The sequence below is a fragment of the Microbacterium sp. 8M genome (genome assembly GCF_902506375.1).
Taxonomy (GTDB): Bacteria; Actinomycetota; Actinomycetes; order Actinomycetales; family Microbacteriaceae; genus Microbacterium.
Genome location: NZ_LR733284.1, coordinates 3,533,318 through 3,550,437 on the forward strand (window position 1 = coordinate 3,533,318; position 17,120 = coordinate 3,550,437).

Consider the following 17,120-nt stretch of genomic DNA (forward strand, 5'->3'; position numbering starts at 1 on the left):
CTCACCAGAGCCGGCCGTGCCGGCGCTCCCACGCGGCCTCGACCGTGACCGGGCGGCCCGCGTAGACGCCGGCGGGGACCGATGCGACCACCAGAGCCGTGAGCACGATCAGCGGCACCTGCCAGCCCCCGGTGGCGCCGTGCAGGATGCCGAGCAGCAGGGGGAACACGGCGGCGAGCACGTACCCGACGCTCTGCACGAAGCCGCTGAGCGCCACCGCCGTCTCCGGCTCCCGCGCGCGGACGCTGATCAGCACGAGCGCGAGCGGGAACATCAGCCCGGCCAGGCCGTACAGCAGCACCCACAGCCAGACGAGCGAGGGCGCGGGTGCGAGCAGCAGGCCGATCAGGCCCGCCGCGGCGCCGAGCGCGCCGATCACGTACAGCGGCGTCGTCGCCCGGAAGCGCACGATGAGCACGGGAACGATCAGCGACGCCGGCAGGCCCGTGAACGCGAACAGGGAGAGCAGCAGACCCGCCTGCTGCGACGTCGCCCCGGCGTGCTCGACGAGGATCGTCGGGAGCCAGGCGAACGCGGTGTACGCCATGCTCGCGGAGGTGCCGAACACGGCGGCCAGCGTCCAGGCCAGCGGGATGCGCAGCAGGCGCGAGAACACGCGCGAGCTGGAGGGCGCGGTGATGATGGGACCGGTGGAGAGGGCCGTGGCGTCCTCGAAGGACAGGGCTTCCCCCGCGGGGTCCTCGGCGTCCGCGGACGCCGCCTCGGCTTCCTTCGCCTGCGCGGCGGCCGGCTTCGCAGCCTCGGCACGGGAGCGCAGCAGCATCACGATCCACGGGATCGTGCCGGCGAGCGCGAACACCGCCCACATCGCCAGCGACGTGCGCCATCCGGCGAGATCCGCCACGGGCACGGCCACGAGCGGAGGCAGGAACGTCGAGATCGCCATGACCGTCGTGTAGAGGGTCATCATCAGGCCGAGCCGGTCGGGGAAGTACTTCTTCACCAGCGGCGGCATGAGGATGTTCGCCATGCCGACGCCCGCGAACACGAGCGCCGTGGCGACGAGCAGGGTGGTCGCATCGACCGCGAGCCCGCGCGCGATGAGACCCACCGTCACAGCGCCGAGCGCGATCACGGCGACCCGCTCCAGGCCGAGCCGACGCTCGATGAGCGGGGTCAGCAGGCCGAACAGGGCGAAGCACACCGGCGGCGCGGTGCCGATCAGGCCGACCACGGCGGACGGCATCGGGAAGTCCCGGGCGACGTGATCCACGACGGGCGACAGCGACGCCACCGCAGAGCGCAGCGAGAACGCGACGAGCACGATGCCGAGCACGGCCAGCGCCCGCCCTTGCCAGAGCGGCCGGGCGCTCATCGCCGGGCTCCGGGGCCGCCGACGAGCACGGATCCGGCCGCCGGCATCACGAGGTCTGCGACCCCTCGAGCCAGCTCAGGTACTCCTCCGTCACCGTCCCGGTCACGTAGCGGCCGTCGAACGGACTCAGGTCGAGATCGGTGAGATCGGATCCCTCGGTGATCGCGGCCTTGAGGTCGTCGACCTCCTGGTACACGAGCCGGTCGGCGCCGAGCTCCTCGGCGATCTCCGGGATCGTGCGGCCGTGCGCGATGAGCTCGTGTTTGGAGGGCATGTTGATGCCGTACACGTGCGGGTAGCGGATCGGCGGCGCGGCCGAGGCGAAGATCACCGAGGTCGCCCCCGCGTCGCGCGCCATCTGGATGATCTGCTTCGAGGTGGTGCCACGCACGATCGAGTCGTCGATGAGCAGCACGTTCTTGCCCTTGAACTCGGTCGACATCGCGTTGAGCTTCTGGCGCACGCTCTTCTTGCGCACCGCCTGCCCCGGCATGATGAAGGTGCGGCCGACGTAGCGGTTCTTGTAGAAGCCCTCGCGGTACTCCTTGCCGAGCTTGCGGGCCACCTCCATCGCCGCCGGGCGGGAGGAGTCCGGGATCGGCATGACCACGTCGATCTCGTCGAGCGGCACGTGCTTGGCGATCGTGTCGGCGAGGCGGTCGCCCATGCGCAGCCGCGACTCGTACACCGAGACGCCGTTCATGACGGAGTCGGGGCGCGCGAGGTAGACGTACTCGAACGCGCACGGCGCGAGCGTCGGATCCGTCGCGCACTGCTTCGAGAACAGCGTGCCGTCGTTCGCGATGAAGACGGCCTCGCCGGGCTCGATCTCGCGCACGACCTCGTAGTCGCCGTTCTCCAGCACGAGCGACTCGCTCGCGACGACCCACTCGTCGCGCAGCGCGCCCTGCGCGTCCTCGCGCACCCGCTTGCCCAGGATGAGCGGACGGATCCCGAACGGGTCCCGGAACGCGAGCAGGCCGTAGCCGGCCAGGAGCGCGATGACCGCGTAGGCGCCCTCGATGCGCTCGTGCGTGCGCGCGACGGCCTCGAAGATGCGCTCGGAGTCGAGGTCGACCGTCGACGTCGTGGTCTGCAGCTCGTTGGCGAGCACGTTCAGCAGCAGCTCGGTGTCGCTCGACGAGTTCAGGTGGCGCCGGTCGCGGCGGGCCATGTCGGCGGTCAGCTCACGGGTGTTGGTGAGGTTGCCGTTGTGCACGAGGATGATGCCGTACGGCGCGTTCACGTAGAACGGCTGGGCCTCCTCCTCGCTCGATGCGGTGCCCTTCGTGGCGTAGCGCACGTGGCCGAGCCCGACGTTGCCGAGCAGCGACCGCATGTCGCGGGTGCGGAACGCCTCGCGCACCATGCCCTGCGCCTTGGCCATGTGCATGACCCCGTTGGGTTCGGCGGTGGCGATTCCGGTCGCGTCCTGACCGCGGTGCTGCAGCAGGAGGAGCGCGTCGTAGATGTCCTGGTTGACCGGGGCGTGCCCGACCATTCCGACGATGCCGCACATGTGTGGTTACTTCGCTCCGTCCGCGTACGCGCCGACCAGGCGCACTGCTCCGCCGTCGACGCCCTTGGCGCCCTGCTCGAAATCGCCGGCCGGGCGCGCGGCGACGGCATCGAGCCGCACCGTCCCGACCTGCCAGGTGTCGATCCCGCCTGCCGTGAGCGCCTGGGCGATCGCGGCGGCGGAGGAGGCGTCGACGACCGCGAGGAAGCCGATGCCGAGGTTCCAGGTGCCCTCGCTGGACTCCAGCGAGGTTCCGGCGAGCTCGCTGAGCACGCGGAACACCGGCGCGGGCGACCAGGTGGCGCGGTCGACCTCGGCCCAGGAGCCCTGCGGAAGCACGCGCGCGAGGTTGGCCGCGATGCCGCCGCCGGTGACGTGGCTGAGCGCGTGCACCGCGCCGTCGAAGGCGTCCGCGATGCCCAGCAGCGGCGTCGTGTAGAGCCGCGTCGGGGTGAGCAGCGCCTCGCCCCAGGTGGCGCCGAGCTCATCGGAGCGGTCGCCGTAGCCGATGCCGGCCTTCGCGAGGATGTGCCGGACCAGGGAGTAGCCGTTGGAGTGCAGCCCGCTGGAGGCGAGCGCGAGCACGACGTCGCCGTCCTGCACCCGCTCGGATCCCAGGATCCGGTCGGCCTCGACGATTCCGGTCGCGGCGCCCGCGACGTCGTAGTCGTCGACGCCGAGCAGGCCGGGGTGCTCGGCGGTCTCGCCGCCGACGAGGGCGGTGCCGGTGAGCTCGCAGGCCTCGGCGATGCCGCGCACGATGTCGGCGATGCGCTCGGGGAAGACCTTGCCGCACGCGATGTAGTCGGTCATGAACAGCGGCTTCGCGCCCACCACGACGATGTCGTCGACGACCATGCCGACGAGGTCGTGCCCGATCGTGTCGTGCTTGTCGATGGCCTGCGCGATCGCGACCTTCGTGCCGACGCCGTCGGTGCTCGATGCGAGCAGCGGCCGACGGTAGCCGAGCAGGGCCGAGGCGTCGAAGAGTCCGGCGAATCCGCCGACCCCGCCGAGCACCTCGGGTCCGTGCGTGGCACGGACGGCGGACTTCATGAGTTCGACGGCGCGATCGCCGGCCGCCGTATCGACGCCGGCCTCAGCATAGGTGCGGGAGGACACCCGACAATCCTACCGGCGGGCGGCTGTGCGAGCGCCCCGCGTGGCGCCCTGCGGAAGGGCCCCGCGAAGAAGGCCGCCACGGCCGTCATCGCGGGGTCTTCAGCGGCTCTGGTGCTGCAACGGGAGACCTGGTAATACTTGACTCCCCTGATCCCGAGAGAACTCCGCAGCGCGGCGAAGAGGCCGCGCCTTCACGAATGGAGAGGACCATCGTGGCACGCACTCAGAAGGACCAGGGGTCGGGGCTGACCCCGGCCGAGGACGCCGAAGCCGTGAAGCCGACACCCCGCCGGCGCGCGTCGAGCGCTTCCGCCGCGAAGGACGCCGCGGGGTCCGTGGCGAAGAAGGTGAGCGCGGCCCGTTCCCGCGGTCGCAAGCCCGTGCCGCGATCGGCCACGACGACGGGCCCGGCGACGAACCCGCTTCCCGTGGCGCTGCCCACGCTGGATCCCGAGATCGCCCCGGGCGAGAAGCCCGCGCGCTCGCACGGTCTGCGGAACATGTCGGAGATCCGGCACTACTTCCGCACCAACCGCACGCCGATCTTCTTCGTCGGTGCGTCCGCGTTCAATCTGCTGGGCCTGGACCGCTGGGTGCGCGGGTTCTCCTACATCGCCTATTACGACAGCTGGCAGGGCGCGCACCCCCGGGTGTTCAGCCCGATCCACAAGCCGTACGTGGAGTTCCAGAGCGGCGAGGAGATCAACAACTGGCTGCTGCGCCATCACGAGGTGCGTGCGCACATCGCCCGCCTCACCCCGGCCGGCGAGAGACCGCGCATCGCCATGGTGTTCTTCGACGAGGAGACCGAGCAGATCTGCGAGGAGCTGGGCTACGAGCTGATCCTGCCGGCGGCCTCGCTGCGCGAGCGCCTGGACTCGAAGATGGTCACGACGCGCATCGCCGATGCCGTGGGCGTGCCGAGCGTGCCGAACATCATCACCACCGTGGACTCGTACGAGGACCTCATCGCGCAGGCCGAGGAGTCCGGGCTCGGATCCGACCTCGTCGTGCAGACCGCCTACGGCGACTCAGGCAAGACCACGTACTTCATCGCCGACCCGGCGTCGTTCCGCAAGAACGAGGGCGACATCGTCGGCCACGAGGTCAAGGTGATGAAGCGCATCAACAACCGCCCGATCGCGGTCGAGGCGGTGCTCACCCGGCACGGCACCATCGTCGGCCCGTTCATGACCGAGATCACCGGGCACAAGGAGCTGACTCCGTATCGCGGCGGCTGGGCGGGCAACGAGATGTTCCCCGGAGTGCTCGACGAGCCCACCCGGCACACGGCGACGAGCCTCGTGCGCAAGCTGGGCGACGCGCTCAGCGCGGAGGGCTACCGCGGCTTCTTCGAGGTCGACGTGCTGCTCGACACCGACACCGGTGACGTGTACCTCGGCGAGCTGAACCCGCGCATCTCCGGCGCCTCCGCCATCACCAACGTGACCGCGGGCGCGTACGCCGACATCCCGCTGTTCGTGTTCCACCTGCTCGAGTACGCCGGGGTCGAGTTCGACCTCGACGTGGACGAGATCAACGACCGCTGGGAGGAGCTCGCCGCCGCCGACCAGTGGAGCCACATGATCATCAAGCACACGGATCCGACCGTGGAGCACATCGACGTCGCCCCGCCCACGGGACGGTACGTGCTCGACGCCTACGGGCGGCTGGCGTTCTCACAGGGCGACCTGGACTGGCACCTGCTCGGATCCGAGGCCGAGTCGTTCTTCCTGCGGATCTACGGGCCGGGGGACTACCGTTGGAAGGGAGCGGATCTGGGGATCCTTGTCACCAAGGGTCGGCTGCAGACGCCTTCGGGGCGCCTGTCCATCCGCGCGAAGCACCTCATCGAGTCCATCCGGGCCATGTATGCGGCCACCGAGCTGCCCCCTGCCGCAGCGGTCGATGAGAACGAGCTGATCGGAATCGAATCGACCTCATGAGCGGTGATGTGACGCCCCCGGCTGCGGAGATCTGGAACGGCACGGCTCCCGCGACGGGGGCCGTGCCCGTCCCCGCGCACGACGCCCGGCCCGTCGACGGGTTCATCCCTCCCCTCGAGGCGTGGCAGCAGGAGCCGAACCTGCGCTGGTCGATGCAGCACATGGCCGATTTCCTGCCCGTGCACGAGATCTCCTCCGGCGGGCGCACCCTCGCGCTGCCGTCGGTGCCGGCCGACCTGGGCCACATCGACGTCCCGCACCCCTGGGAGCCGCGATCGGCGCCGTTCGAGGACGTCATGGCCTCGACGTACACGGACGGCTGGATCGTCGCCCGCGACGGCGCGGTCATGGGCGAGCAGTATGTCGGCACCATGTCGCCGAGCGTGCTGCACCTTCTCATGTCGGTGAGCAAGTCGCTGACGACCGCCGTCGCCGGCACGCTCATCGGCGCCGGCGAGCTGGACCCGGGTGCGCAGGTCACCGCCTACGTCCCCGCGCTGTCCGGATCCGGATACGACGGCGCGCGCGTGCGCGACCTGCTGGACATGCGCACCGGCGTGCGGTTCTCGGAGGCGTACCTGGACGCGAACGCCGAGGTCCGGCTGCTCGAGGAGGCGATCGGGTGGGCGCCGCGACGGCACCCGGACACCCCGCACACGCTCCGCGACTTCCTCGCCACGCTCGGCGCCGACGGTCCGCACGGCGGCCGCTTCGACTACAAGTCGTGCGAGACGGACGCCCTCGCGTTCGTGCTCGAGGGTGCGACCGGGATCCACGCGGCCGACCTGATGTCCGAGCGGCTGTGGGGGCCGATGGGCGCGGAGTTCGGCGCCAACGTCGGCGTGGACGCGGTCGGATCCGGGATGTTCGACGGAGGCGTCTCCGCCTCGCTGCGGGATCTGCTGCGGTTCGGCACGCTGTTCCTGCGCGACGGCGCCGCGATGGACGGCCGGCAGGTGCTGCCGTCGGCGTGGATCGCGGAGACCCTGGCCGGTGCGCCGGACTCGCGTGCCGCATTCGCGAACGCCGCCGAGCCGACGCTCATGCCGGGCGGCATGTACCGCAACGGCTTCTGGTTCCCCTATCCGGGGTCGGATGTGCTCCTCGCCCTCGGCATCCACGGGCAGATGGTCTACATCAACCGCGCCGCGAACGTCGTCGCCGCCAAGCTGTCCAGCTGGCCGACCCCGCAGGACGGCGAGCGCCTGCTCTGGACGATCCGGGCGTTCGACGCCGTCGCGCGCACCATCGGCTGACCGGCGCCGCTGGGACGGATCCCGGGCGTTCGACGCCGTCGCGCGCGCCATCGGCTGACCGCCGACCCGGGGCGGATCCCGCCCGGAATCCCGCGGATCCGTGCCGGAAGAACCGCCCCGTCCGGGCCCGGGAATCCGTACCATGGGGCCATGGTGGAGAAGCCGCAGTGGCTGGTGCGCGAGGAGGCCGGCGTCCCGGTCCTCGTCGCGCTCGCCCTGCGGCAGCGGCTCGGCATCCGTGTGCCTGCGGAGCTGCCGACGCTGCGCGATCATCCGCGGCGCGCGTTCGACGACGGTGAGGCCGACGACGCGCTGGAACGCCAGTGGCGGGCGTATTGGGAGATGACGGTCGAACCCGTCACGCACCCCTCGGCGACGCCGCTGGAGCTCGTCGACGGCTTCGAGACGATCGTCGCGCTGCCGGCGCGCGGCGCCGAGCGGCTGCGCACCGCGATCACGCCGTTCGCGGCCGAGGTGCTGCGCTACGCGAAGGACGCGCAGCAGCGCTACGCCCGCTCGGTCTCCGGCACCGGCGATCCGTACCGCGCGTACGCGGCGGCGCTGGCGGAGTTCGAGCGCGACACCGGGCGCCGGGCGCACTCCTTCGAGCTCAACGTGCACGTGCTGCCGCTCGCCCAACGCGGGATCTGGCGGATCGGCGCGTTCAGCATCGCTGTTACCGACACCCTGCGGCACGACCCTGTCGACTTCGACACCGCGATCCGCCCGGTCATCGCCGAGGTGGCCTGACGGGATCCGGTCCCTGAGCGTCCTTCGTCTCGCGCAGCGGTCCCTGAGCGTCCTTCGTCTCGCTTCGCTCGCTCAGGAACCGCTACCCGAGACGAAGGGCGCGCGGGCTACTCGATCGCTGCGCTCGCGCTCTCGCGCGGGCTACTCCGCGATGGTCTCGTGGTCGACGCGCACCACGCGCTCGCTGCGACGCGCGGCGCGCTCCAGCAGCAGCGCGATGACGCCGAACACGGCGATGCCGGCGGGGACCGTCCACAGCACGAGGAATCCGAAGACCTGGCCGAACGGATAGGCGACCTGGGTGGCCTCGGACGCCTCGAAGTTGCCGAACGCGGTCAGCAGGAACGCGACGACGACGCCGACGACCACGCCGATGCCCAGGAAGACGCCCCAGCGCGGCGCACGACGGACACGCGCGATCTCGATCTCGGGCGTGCGGTGCGGCTGCGGCGTGCTCATGGATCCATTGTCCCACGCCCGCCTGTGCAGGGGACCGGGCGCGGGCGGTCGGCGGACCCGGGTCGCCCGCCCGCGCGAGAACAGGCGATCACGCCGGAACAGGCGCACGCCGGAAGCATCCGCCTGTTCTCGCGCGTCTGCCTGTCGCGGCGCCGTCGCGCGCCCGTAGAGCGGCGCACCCGTCAGCGGATTCGGTCAGGGCCGCAGCGGCAGCAGCGCAGTGAGGTCGGCGCGGGTGCCGGACGCATGGATCCGCCCGGCGTCGACGGCCGACTCCCAGGATTCGGATCCGGTCGCGACCGCGATCCACGTCGCCGGATCCAGCTCGACGACGTTCGGCGGCGTGCCCCGCGTGTGCCGCGGGCCCTGCACCACCTGCACCGCACCGAACGGCGGCACCCGCACCTCGACGCTGTTGCCGGGCGCCTTCTCGTCGAGCAGCTGCAGCAGGTAGCGCACCGCCGTGGCGAGATCGGCGCGCGCGGGCTTCTCCCCGGCGGCGAGCGCGGTGCGGGCGGCGTCGAGCGCGGCGCGTCCGGCCGTGGTGTCGATCCTGCTGGCCATGGATCCAGCGTAGGCGCGTCGGGGAGCGCCGGCGGCGGCGCACACGGGATGCGCCGGGCGTAGGCTCGGATCGATGACCGACACCCGGACTCTGCGCGGCGCCCGTGCCGAACTGCTCGCCGCGGTGCAGAACGGCGACGCGTGGCGGCCGCCGTTCCCGCAGCTGGTGAACGAGCCCGTGCCCGCCGCCGTGCTGATGCTGTTCGGCCGGCTGGACAGCATCCCGGCCCGCGCCGACGAGGCGACCGTCGCAGCAGACCTGGACGTGCTGCTGCAGCGCCGGGCGGCGACGCTCTCGTCGCACCCCGGGCAGGTCTCGTTCCCGGGCGGGCGCAGCGAGCCGGAGGACGCGGACGCCGCGGCCACCGCCCTGCGCGAGGCGCAGGAGGAGACGGGGCTGGATCCGGCCGGCGTCGAGGTGCTCGCGTCGCTGCCGGATCTGCCCCTCGCCGCCAGCAACCACCTGGTCACGCCGGTGCTGGCGTGGTGGCGGGTGCCCTCCCGCGTCGCCGCCGTCGATCACGCCGAGACCGTCGAGGTCTTCCGCGTGCCGGTGGCGCAGCTGCTCGACCCGGAGAACCGCTTCACGTCGACCCTGACACGCGACGGCTCGACCTACCGCGGACCGGCGTTCGACATCGACGGCACGATCGTGTGGGGCTTCACGGCCAGCGTGCTGAGCGGCCTGTTCGACGCCGCCGGCTGGACGCTGCCCTGGGACCGCACCCGGGAGCGCCCGATCACGCTCTGAGGCGCCCGCGGACCGGGTGCCGGCCGGCGGCGCACGGCAGCCGCCCTGCATCCGATGCGATCCGAGATCCGGCGGGGGCGCTGGATCCGAAATCCGGCGGGGGCGCTGGGTAGGAAATCCGGCGGGGGCGCTGGGTAGGCTTGACGGGTGAAGATCCTCGTCCTCGGTTCCGGTGCCCGTGAGCACGCGATCATCCTCGCCCTGCGCGCCGAGCGCAAGGGCCACGAGATCCTCTGCGCGCCCGGCAACGCCGGCATCGCGCAGGACGCCACCCTGGTCGAGGTGGATCCGATGGACGGCGCCGCCGTGCGCGCCTTCGCCGACGAGCACGCCGTCGACCTCGTGGTGATCGGTCCCGAGGCGCCGCTCGTGGCGGGCGTCGCCGATGTGGTGCGCGAGCACGGGATCCCCGTCTTCGGCCCCGGGCGGGCCGCGGCGCAGCTGGAGGGCTCCAAGGCCTTCGCCAAGCGGATCATGGAGGCCACCGAGGTGCCGACGGGCCGCGCCGTGCGCGCCGCGACCGCGGCCGAGGTCGAGGCCGCGTTCGACGACCTGGGCGCCCCGTACGTCGTGAAGGCCGACGGCCTCGCCGCGGGCAAGGGCGTCATCGTCACGGAAGACCGCGCCGCCGCGCTCGCGCACGCCGAGCACTACCTGCCGCACGGTCCGGTGCTCGTCGAGGAGTTCCTCACCGGGCCCGAGGTCTCGCTCTTCTTCCTCAGCGACGGCGACACCGTGCGCGCGCTGAGCCCCGCGCAGGACTTCAAGCGCGCCTTCGACGGCGACGAGGGTCCGAACACGGGCGGCATGGGCGCCTACTCGCCGCTGCCGTGGCTCGCCGAGCAGTTCGGCAGCGAGGCGGCCTTCGTCGACGAGGTCACCCGCACCGTCGCGCTGCCCGTCGTGAAGCAGCTCGACGCCGAGGGCACCCCGTTCATCGGCCTCCTCTACGCGGGCCTCATCCTCACCCCGAACGGCGTGCGGGTGATCGAGTTCAACGCCCGCTTCGGCGACCCCGAGACCCAGGTCGTTCTGCCCCGCCTGCGCACGCCGCTGTCGCGGCTGCTGCTCGCGTCCGCCACCGGCACCCTCGAGGACGAGCCGCAGCCGGAGTTCTCCGATGAGGTCGCGATCACCGTGGTGCTGGCGAGCGAGGGCTACCCCGAGGCGCCGCAGACCGGCCGCCCGATCGAGGGGCTCGCCGAAGCGGGCGCCGTCGACGGCGTCGGCATCGTCCACGCCGCGACCGCGGGGCCGGACGCCCCGCGCGGCAACCTCATCGCGACCGGTGGCCGCGTGCTGAACGTCGTGGCGACGGGATCCGACTTCGCCGATGCCCGCGCCCGCGCGTACGAGGCGCTCGGGCGGATCCGCCTCGACGGCGCGCACCACCGCACCGACATCGCCGCGCGCGTCGCCGAGTAAGACGGCTCCGGGCCGCTCGCACGCCTGCCCGACGCCTGCGCGTCCCACCCGGCGAGGCGCACGTCCGGCACGGCACCCGCGGGCAAGCCGCGCGGTCCGCGTGCGCCGGCGGTTACGTCGCCTTCTGCGCAGCGCGCTGGAGCTCCTCGTCGACCGCGGCGAACGCGAGGTGGGCGGCGCCGCGGACGGTCGCCTCACCGCCGAGCGGTGATGTCTCGATGCGGGGGGCGATGATGCGCGCTCGCGCATGCAGCCGCTCCTGCAGCAGCGGCGCGATCATGTCGCCGACGCGCGAGATGCCGCCGCCGAGCACGACGAGCTCCGGATCCACCGCGAGCGAGACGGCCGCCAGCCCTACCGAGAGCCGGTCGACGTAGCCGGCGATCGCCGCTGACGACCGTGCGTCGCCCTCGTTCGCGCGCTGGAAGACGGAGAGCATGTCGTCGCCCGTCACTCCGGCGTCGTCGAGCAGCATGCGCGTGGCGTCGTCCCATTCGAGCTCGGGCAGTTCGCCCACCATCCCCGCCGCGCCGTTGGCGCCGCGGAGGACTCGCCCCTCGACGACGATCGCCGACGAGGTGCGGTGCCCGCCGAGCAGGTACACGAAGCTGCTCGCCCCCCGGCCCGCGCCCCATTGATGCTCGGCACTGGCGGCAGCCATGGCGTCGTTCTCGACGAGGATCGGGCAGTCGTAGGCGGCGAGCAGGCGGTCCCGCAGCGGGAGCCCGTCCCAGCCCGAGCGCGCAGGGCCGATAACGACGCGGCCGGTGCGGTCGACGACACCGGGGAGCCCCACGCCCAACGCCAGAAGCGGCGGGTCGCCGGCTCGGTGCAGCGCCTCATGGATCGTGGCCCGGAGGAGATCCAGCTGCCGCGCGGTGCCGCCTTCCTGGTTGGGCACGCGATGGTCGGCGAGGAGCTTCTCCTCCAGGTCATGGACGACCGCACGGATGGAATGCAGACCCATGTCCACCCCGACCACGGCGCCGGCGGACACCCTGAGGGCGAAGTGCTTCGCGGGTCGACCCATGCCCTGGGAATCGGCACGCCAGTTGATCGCCCAGCCCGCGTCCTCGAGCTCCGCAGCTCCGGCGGCGGCGGTCGGCCGCGAGACTCCGATGCGCTCAGCGAGGTCGGCCACCGTGAGGGATTCCTCCCCGCGGAGCGCGTGCAGGACGGCGATGCCGTTGCGGCTCAGGTCCGGCAGTCGCGATGTCACGGCGTGATTCATTAACTCCCTTTCGTAAGTCTCATCCTATCCGCTTGACGGCTGGCTCTAGAAGGGATTATCGTTCATGAGACTTTTGAAAGTTACTTTCACTAGCCTCGCCTTCACCACCAAGGAGCCCGACAATGAAGTCTCGAATCATCGCCCTGCCCGTCCTCGCGAGCGGCGTACTGGCCCTCACCCTCACCGCGTGCGCTCCGGGAGGTACTGCGTCCGCCTCCGACAGCGCTGAGAAGCCCTCGACCGACCTGGGATCGGAGAAGATCACCCTGACGGTCGCGTCGACGCCGGAGTCCGGTGCGCCCCTCGCCAAGATCATCCCGGCCTTCGAGCAGAAGCACCCGAACGTCACCGTGGAGCTCTCGAAGACGACCTTCGACGACTACAACAAGGGCCTCGCCCTGAGCCTCGCCTCCAACAGCTCCCCGGATGTCGCCCTGCTCAACATGATGGGCAACAACGCGAAGAACGGCCTCGTGGTGGACCTCGACGAGTACGCGAAGCTCTACCACTGGGACACCGAGATCCCCTCGACACTCCTCAGCCAGTGGAAGGTGGGCAGTGACAAGGTCGCCCTCGGCGGGGACAGCCTGTACGCGCTGCCGACCTCGGGCAGCGTGGTCGGTCTGTACTACAACAAGGATCTCCTCGCGAAGGCCGGCATCTCGGCCCCGCCCCAGACGCTCGACGAGCTCACCGCCGACCTCAAGAAGGCCAAGGAGGCCGGTCTGGTCCCGCTACAGCTCGGCAACGCCCAGGGGCACGCAGCGTTCCTGATCCAGGGCGTCGGTCAGGGGATCGACGGCGCCGAGCCCGCCAACGCCTGGGCGTTGGGCCGTTCCGGCTCCACGTTCAACACGAAGGGCAACCGCACGGGCGCGCAGACCCTCCTCGACTACGCGACCGAGGGACTGGTCCCCTCCGACGCGAACGCCGTCGACCTCCAGGGCGCCGTGACGAAGTTCGGCAGCGGTGAGGGCGTCTTCCTCAACGACGGCAACTGGGACGCCGGGACGATCGAGAAGGCCCTCGGCGACAAGGCCGGCTTCGCCGTGTTCCCCGGGGCCAAGCCGACGGCGATCGGAAGCTCGACCGCGTACGCGATCTCGGCCAAGAGCAAGCACCCCAACGCCGCCGCGGCGTTCCTCGACTTCCTGCGCTCGGACGCCGCAGCGCAGGCCTCCTTCGACGCCGGCTTCCTCCCCTTCAACACGAAGGCGATCACTGCGAAGCCCGGCCTGCAGGCGGACCTCGTCAAGACCTACGGCGAGGTGAACGAGGCGAACGGGATCGTCAGCTTCAACAACAACGCGACCGCGTCGATGAACGACACGCTGACCCAGCAGACGCAGGAGCTGCTCTCCGGCAAGACCACGGTCGACGCGCTCGTCACGGCCGTGCAGGCGGATTGGGCTGGCAGCCACAAGTGAGTTCCCTCGCTCCCCGGCGACGGAGGGCACCGATCTGGCGGGGTGGAGTCGCATGGCTCTACCTCGCCCCGGCGCTCCTCTTCTACGTCGTCTTCGTGATCGTCCCGTGGCTCAACTCGATGTGGTACTCGTTCTTCGACTGGGACGGCATCGGCGCATCCACCTGGGTCGGTCTGCAGAACTATCTGACGGTCTTCACCGACCCCGAGCAGGCGTCCAGCCTGTCGCACGCGTTCGGACTCATCGTGTTCTTCTCGGTGCTGCCCATCTGCTGCGGTCTCGTGATCGCCGCGCTCGTCGCGGGGGACGCGAAGGGGCGATGGGGGTGGGCGCGTGCGCTGATCTTCCTGCCCCAGGTTCTGCCGCTCGTGGCGGTGGGCGTCGCCTGGAAGTCGATCTACAGCGACGGCGGCCTGGTGAATTCCACGCTGCGGGCGCTCGGGCTCGGAGCCTGGGCGCGCCCGTGGCTCGGCGATTTCGACTGGGCGTTCCCCGCCGTCGGCCTCGTGGGGGCGTGGGTGGGCACGGGACTGTGCGTCGTACTGTTCTCCTCGGCGATCCAGCGGATCGACCAGAGCCTGTACGAGGCCGCCCGGCTCGACGGGGCCGGCCCCGTGCGCGAGTTCCTGTCGATCACCGTGCCGCAGCTGCGCGGCGAGATCGGCGTCGCCGCGACGGTCACCGTGATCGCCGCACTCGCCAGCTTCGACATCATCTACGTCATGACGGCGGGCGGCCCCGGCACCTCGACGATGGTGCCCGGCGTCGAGATCTATCGCCTCGCCTTCAGCTACAACAAGGTCGGCCTGGCGTCGGCCCTGTCCATCGCGCTCAGCGTCATCGTCTACGGAGTCGTGATCGTCATCAACCTGCTCTCCCGGCCGAGGGACGCCCGATGACCCGCGGCGCGCGCTTCACGACGGCCGTCATCCTCCTCATCGCGGTGGCCCTGACCGTCGTTCCGCTGATCTCGATCTTCTTCGCCGCGGTGCAGGAGCCGGGAAGCCCGGTCACCGGGCTCCACTGGCCGGAGCACCCGCACTGGGAGAACTTCGCGACAGCGTGGACCGTCGGCGGCTTCGCGAGCCTGTTCGCATCCAGCGGCACGGTCGCTATCGCGGTGGTCCCCGTGGGCGTGCTCCTCGCCACCCTGGGCGGATACGCCCTGTCCCGCTTCCGGTTCCGCGGCAGCAGCGTGGTCGTCGCCCTGCTGCTGCTCGGCCTCACGCTCCCGCTCGAGTCGATCGTCCTCTCGCTCTACTACGGCATGCGCTCCGTCGGGCTGCTCGACACCTACTGGGCGCTCATCCTCCCCCTCATCGGCGTCTTCATGCCGTTCGGGATCTTCTGGATGCGGGCGCATTTCGACTCCCTGCCGATGGAGCTGACCGAGGCGGCCGAGATGGACGGCGCCGGGCCCTACACCGTCTTCGTCCGGATTCTGCTGCCGACGGCGAAACCCGCGCTCGCCACGCTGGCGCTGCTCTACTTCATGTGGTCGTGGAATCAGTTCCTGCTGGCTCTGGTCCTCATCCAGGATCCGAATCGGCGCACCGCGCCAGCGGGACTCGGGCAGTTCGTCACCCAGTACGGCAAGGACATTCCCCTGCTCAGCGCCTCGACGATCGTCGTGATCGTCCCGGTCGTGATCGTGTACGCGATCTTCCAGCGCCAGCTCGTGCGCGGGTTCCTGCAGGGCGCCGTCCGGTAGGGCAGGCAGGACGCGGCACAGCCGTCCGAACGTCCCGCTCCCCCGGCTCGGGCGGATGCAGGGCATGCAAGAGCAGTACACGGCACCACACAGATCGAGGAAGAAGCATCAATGAAGAAGCACCTCACCACCCTCCTCGCCGGAGTCATCGCCACGGCCTCCCTGGTCGGAACCGGGACGGCGGCGCAAGCGGCGGACACGCCACCCAGCCCGCTCGCGAAACCCGGGTACACCCTTTCTTTCGATGAGGAGTTCGACGGATCCACTCTCGACGGCACGAAGTGGATGGACTACTACCTGCCGCACTGGACCTCGAATCGGGAGAACGCGAAGGCACGGTACTCGATGTCGAACGGGATCCTCAACGAGAGGATCGATCCGGACACTCCAGCCTGGAATCCGACTTACGACAGCACCGTGAAGGTGTCGAGCATCCAGACCTACGACGCCGACTGGTGGCACCGCTTCAACAGCAACATGCCGAACGACCACCACGAGGCCTTCAACGGCTACACGATGAAGTACGGCTACATCGAGCTGCGCGCCAAGCTCTTCAACGGCGGAGGCGGCGGACACCAGGCCCTGTGGCTCGTCGGCACCGGGGACAAGAGCTCGGCTAACGGCAACTCCGAGATCGACATGCTCGAGACCTTCTTCAGCGCGCCCGGAACGTGGCGCCAGTGGGGGTACGGCTGGTCCGACCCGAACTTCGTCTCGCAGTGGACGGGTTGCGTCTGCCAGCTGCCGGCCGGCGCAGGCGACACCCAGAACGAGTTCCACACGTACGGGCTCGACTGGTCGCCCACGAAGCTCGACTTCTACTTCGACGGCCAGCTGTTCAAGACGATCAACGACGCGCCGAACGAGGCGATGGGGCTGATCCTCGGCATCTACACCGATGCCGGATCAGGCGTCCACAACGATGTCTGGCCCAAGACCTGGCAGGTCGACTATCTCCGCACCTACACCAAGGACGGCGGCTACCCGGGCGTCTACGAGCGCATCAAGGACCGCTACACCGGGAAGTACCTCAACATCGAGAACCGCACCGGAAACCTCGAGTCCTCGTCCGTGCCCGCCACCTACTGGTCCAGCCAGTGGACCGAGGTGCCCACCGCCGACGGATTCACCCGCTTCAAGAACCGTTGGACCGGCGAGTACATGCACACCGAGCAGAACACCGGCAACGTGCAGGTCGGCACCGTGAGTCCCACGCAGTGGACCGCGGATTGGACCCTCAACAATCTCAACGGCTACAAGCGGATAGTGAACCGCCAGACGGGCGCCGCGATGAACGTCGAGGCCAACAACGGTCTGGTGCAGTACAGCAACATCCAGAACACGGCCTGGTCCGCGCAGTGGGCCTTCGACTACGTGAAGAACTGACGCACCACGGACATGCACGGGGCGGCCGCGAACCTGCGGCCGCCCCAGGAGGACCTGATGAGAAGCCCGATGAGAGTCATCTCGACGTTGACGGTCGCGGTCGCGCTGGCCTGCAGCGTGACGGCCTGCACCGGGTCGTCGACACCGTCGCCGTCGTCGCCGCCCTCTCCGTCGTTCACGGCAGGGCAGAGCATCTGGCGCGTATCCGACGGCAGCGGTGGGCCGGGCACCGAGGCG

At 70.6% G+C, this 17,120-nt stretch carries 16 protein-coding genes; 9 read left to right on the top strand and 7 right to left on the bottom strand.

The genetic code is table 11. The annotated features are described in order from the left end of the window. Nucleotide 1 precedes the first annotated feature (1 nt). From AERO9AM_RS16635 to purM, 3 genes are read right to left on the bottom strand one after another with little or no spacing between them, the layout of a single operon-like run. Nucleotides 2-1,336 carry an MFS transporter gene (locus AERO9AM_RS16635; RefSeq protein ID WP_159577155.1) on the bottom strand — a complete coding sequence of 445 codons (1,335 nt, stop codon included), beginning with the start codon at nucleotides 1,334-1,336 and terminating at the stop codon, nucleotides 2-4. Nucleotides 1,337-1,382: 46 nt separating this feature from the next. Then, a complete protein-coding gene (gene purF / locus AERO9AM_RS16640) occupies nucleotides 1,383-2,855 on the bottom strand; it encodes an amidophosphoribosyltransferase (protein WP_159577156.1) in 1,473 nt (490 codons plus the stop codon). Nucleotides 2,856-2,861: 6 nt separating this feature from the next. Further along, entirely contained in the window at nucleotides 2,862-3,977 is a 1,116-nt protein-coding gene (gene purM / locus AERO9AM_RS16645) for a phosphoribosylformylglycinamidine cyclo-ligase (protein ID WP_159577157.1), read from the bottom strand. Nucleotides 3,978-4,189: 212 nt separating this feature from the next. Between purM and AERO9AM_RS16650 the strand changes: the two genes are divergently transcribed. The 3 genes from AERO9AM_RS16650 to AERO9AM_RS16660 all read left to right on the top strand — a co-directional run bounded on the left by AERO9AM_RS16650 (nucleotide 4,190) and on the right by AERO9AM_RS16660 (nucleotide 7,929). Further along, nucleotides 4,190-5,923, top strand: coding sequence for a biotin carboxylase (locus AERO9AM_RS16650; RefSeq protein WP_236602654.1), 1,734 nt, complete (start codon nucleotides 4,190-4,192; stop codon nucleotides 5,921-5,923). Next, nucleotides 5,920-7,179 (top strand): serine hydrolase domain-containing protein, encoded by a 1,260-nt coding sequence (locus tag AERO9AM_RS16655; RefSeq protein ID WP_159577159.1) that lies wholly within the window; start codon nucleotides 5,920-5,922, stop codon nucleotides 7,177-7,179. Before AERO9AM_RS16650 ends, AERO9AM_RS16655 begins: the two co-directional genes overlap by 4 nt. Before the next feature lie 150 nt (nucleotides 7,180-7,329). Continuing rightward, entirely contained in the window at nucleotides 7,330-7,929 is a 600-nt protein-coding gene (locus tag AERO9AM_RS16660) for a zinc-binding alcohol dehydrogenase (protein WP_159577160.1), read from the top strand. Nucleotides 7,930-8,070: 141 nt separating this feature from the next. On the opposite strand, the gene AERO9AM_RS16665 is transcribed toward AERO9AM_RS16660, so the two are convergent. Together AERO9AM_RS16665 and AERO9AM_RS16670 are read right to left on the bottom strand one after the other, a co-directional pair. Further along, complete coding sequence (locus AERO9AM_RS16665) at nucleotides 8,071-8,388, bottom strand: potassium transporter Trk (protein ID WP_159577161.1); 318 nt, start codon at nucleotides 8,386-8,388, stop codon at nucleotides 8,071-8,073. A 195-nt stretch (nucleotides 8,389-8,583) separates the two neighbouring features. Continuing rightward, a complete protein-coding gene (locus tag AERO9AM_RS16670) occupies nucleotides 8,584-8,952 on the bottom strand; it encodes a sterol carrier family protein (RefSeq protein WP_159577162.1) in 369 nt (122 codons plus the stop codon). Between the two features lie 73 nt (nucleotides 8,953-9,025). On the opposite strand from AERO9AM_RS16670, the gene AERO9AM_RS16675 reads away from it, so the two are divergent. Continuing rightward, entirely contained in the window at nucleotides 9,026-9,703 is a 678-nt protein-coding gene (locus AERO9AM_RS16675; protein ID WP_159577163.1) for an NUDIX hydrolase, read from the top strand. Nucleotides 9,704-9,850: 147 nt separating this feature from the next. Beyond that, the gene (gene purD, locus AERO9AM_RS16680) at nucleotides 9,851-11,128 is read left to right on the top strand and encodes a phosphoribosylamine--glycine ligase (protein WP_159577164.1); all 1,278 of its coding nucleotides are present in this window, start codon (nucleotides 9,851-9,853) and stop codon (nucleotides 11,126-11,128) included. Nucleotides 11,129-11,240: 112 nt separating this feature from the next. On the opposite strand, the gene AERO9AM_RS16685 is transcribed toward purD, so the two are convergent. Beyond that, nucleotides 11,241-12,347, bottom strand: coding sequence for an ROK family transcriptional regulator (locus AERO9AM_RS16685; RefSeq protein WP_159577165.1), 1,107 nt, complete (start codon nucleotides 12,345-12,347; stop codon nucleotides 11,241-11,243). Between the two features lie 134 nt (nucleotides 12,348-12,481). Between AERO9AM_RS16685 and AERO9AM_RS16690 the strand changes: the two genes are divergently transcribed. The 4 genes from AERO9AM_RS16690 to AERO9AM_RS16705 all read left to right on the top strand — a co-directional run bounded on the left by AERO9AM_RS16690 (nucleotide 12,482) and on the right by AERO9AM_RS16705 (nucleotide 16,883). Continuing rightward, a complete protein-coding gene (locus tag AERO9AM_RS16690) occupies nucleotides 12,482-13,786 on the top strand; it encodes an ABC transporter substrate-binding protein (RefSeq protein ID WP_159577166.1) in 1,305 nt (434 codons plus the stop codon). Further along, a complete protein-coding gene (locus AERO9AM_RS16695) occupies nucleotides 13,783-14,685 on the top strand; it encodes a carbohydrate ABC transporter permease (RefSeq protein WP_236602655.1) in 903 nt (300 codons plus the stop codon). Before AERO9AM_RS16690 ends, AERO9AM_RS16695 begins: the two co-directional genes overlap by 4 nt. Next, nucleotides 14,682-15,497 carry a carbohydrate ABC transporter permease gene (locus AERO9AM_RS16700; RefSeq protein ID WP_159577167.1) on the top strand — a complete coding sequence of 272 codons (816 nt, stop codon included), beginning with the start codon at nucleotides 14,682-14,684 and terminating at the stop codon, nucleotides 15,495-15,497. Before AERO9AM_RS16695 ends, AERO9AM_RS16700 begins: the two co-directional genes overlap by 4 nt. 111 nt (nucleotides 15,498-15,608) lie before the next feature. Further along, the gene (locus AERO9AM_RS16705) at nucleotides 15,609-16,883 is read left to right on the top strand and encodes a glycoside hydrolase family 16 protein (RefSeq protein ID WP_159577168.1); all 1,275 of its coding nucleotides are present in this window, start codon (nucleotides 15,609-15,611) and stop codon (nucleotides 16,881-16,883) included. On the opposite strand, the gene AERO9AM_RS16710 is transcribed toward AERO9AM_RS16705, so the two are convergent. Next, on the bottom strand, nucleotides 16,868-17,062 hold the full coding sequence (locus AERO9AM_RS16710) for a hypothetical protein (RefSeq protein ID WP_159577169.1): 195 nt from the start codon (nucleotides 17,060-17,062) through the stop codon (nucleotides 16,868-16,870). The genes AERO9AM_RS16705 and AERO9AM_RS16710 overlap by 16 nt on opposite strands. Nucleotides 17,063-17,120: the final 58 nt, after the last annotated feature.

Coding starts and splice junctions, on each gene's coding strand:
- AERO9AM_RS16635 (WP_159577155.1), bottom strand. CDS start 1,336: ATGAGCGCCCGGCCGCTCTGGCAAGGGCGGGCGCTGGCCGTGCTCGGC.
- purF (WP_159577156.1), bottom strand. CDS start 2,855: ATGTGCGGCATCGTCGGAATGGTCGGGCACGCCCCGGTCAACCAGGAC.
- AERO9AM_RS16655 (WP_159577159.1), top strand. CDS start 5,920: ATGAGCGGTGATGTGACGCCCCCGGCTGCGGAGATCTGGAACGGCACG.
- AERO9AM_RS16660 (WP_159577160.1), top strand. CDS start 7,330: ATGGTGGAGAAGCCGCAGTGGCTGGTGCGCGAGGAGGCCGGCGTCCCG.
- AERO9AM_RS16665 (WP_159577161.1), bottom strand. CDS start 8,388: ATGAGCACGCCGCAGCCGCACCGCACGCCCGAGATCGAGATCGCGCGT.
- AERO9AM_RS16670 (WP_159577162.1), bottom strand. CDS start 8,952: ATGGCCAGCAGGATCGACACCACGGCCGGACGCGCCGCGCTCGACGCC.
- AERO9AM_RS16675 (WP_159577163.1), top strand. CDS start 9,026: ATGACCGACACCCGGACTCTGCGCGGCGCCCGTGCCGAACTGCTCGCC.
- AERO9AM_RS16690 (WP_159577166.1), top strand. CDS start 12,482: ATGAAGTCTCGAATCATCGCCCTGCCCGTCCTCGCGAGCGGCGTACTG.
- AERO9AM_RS16700 (WP_159577167.1), top strand. CDS start 14,682: ATGACCCGCGGCGCGCGCTTCACGACGGCCGTCATCCTCCTCATCGCG.
- AERO9AM_RS16705 (WP_159577168.1), top strand. CDS start 15,609: ATGAAGAAGCACCTCACCACCCTCCTCGCCGGAGTCATCGCCACGGCC.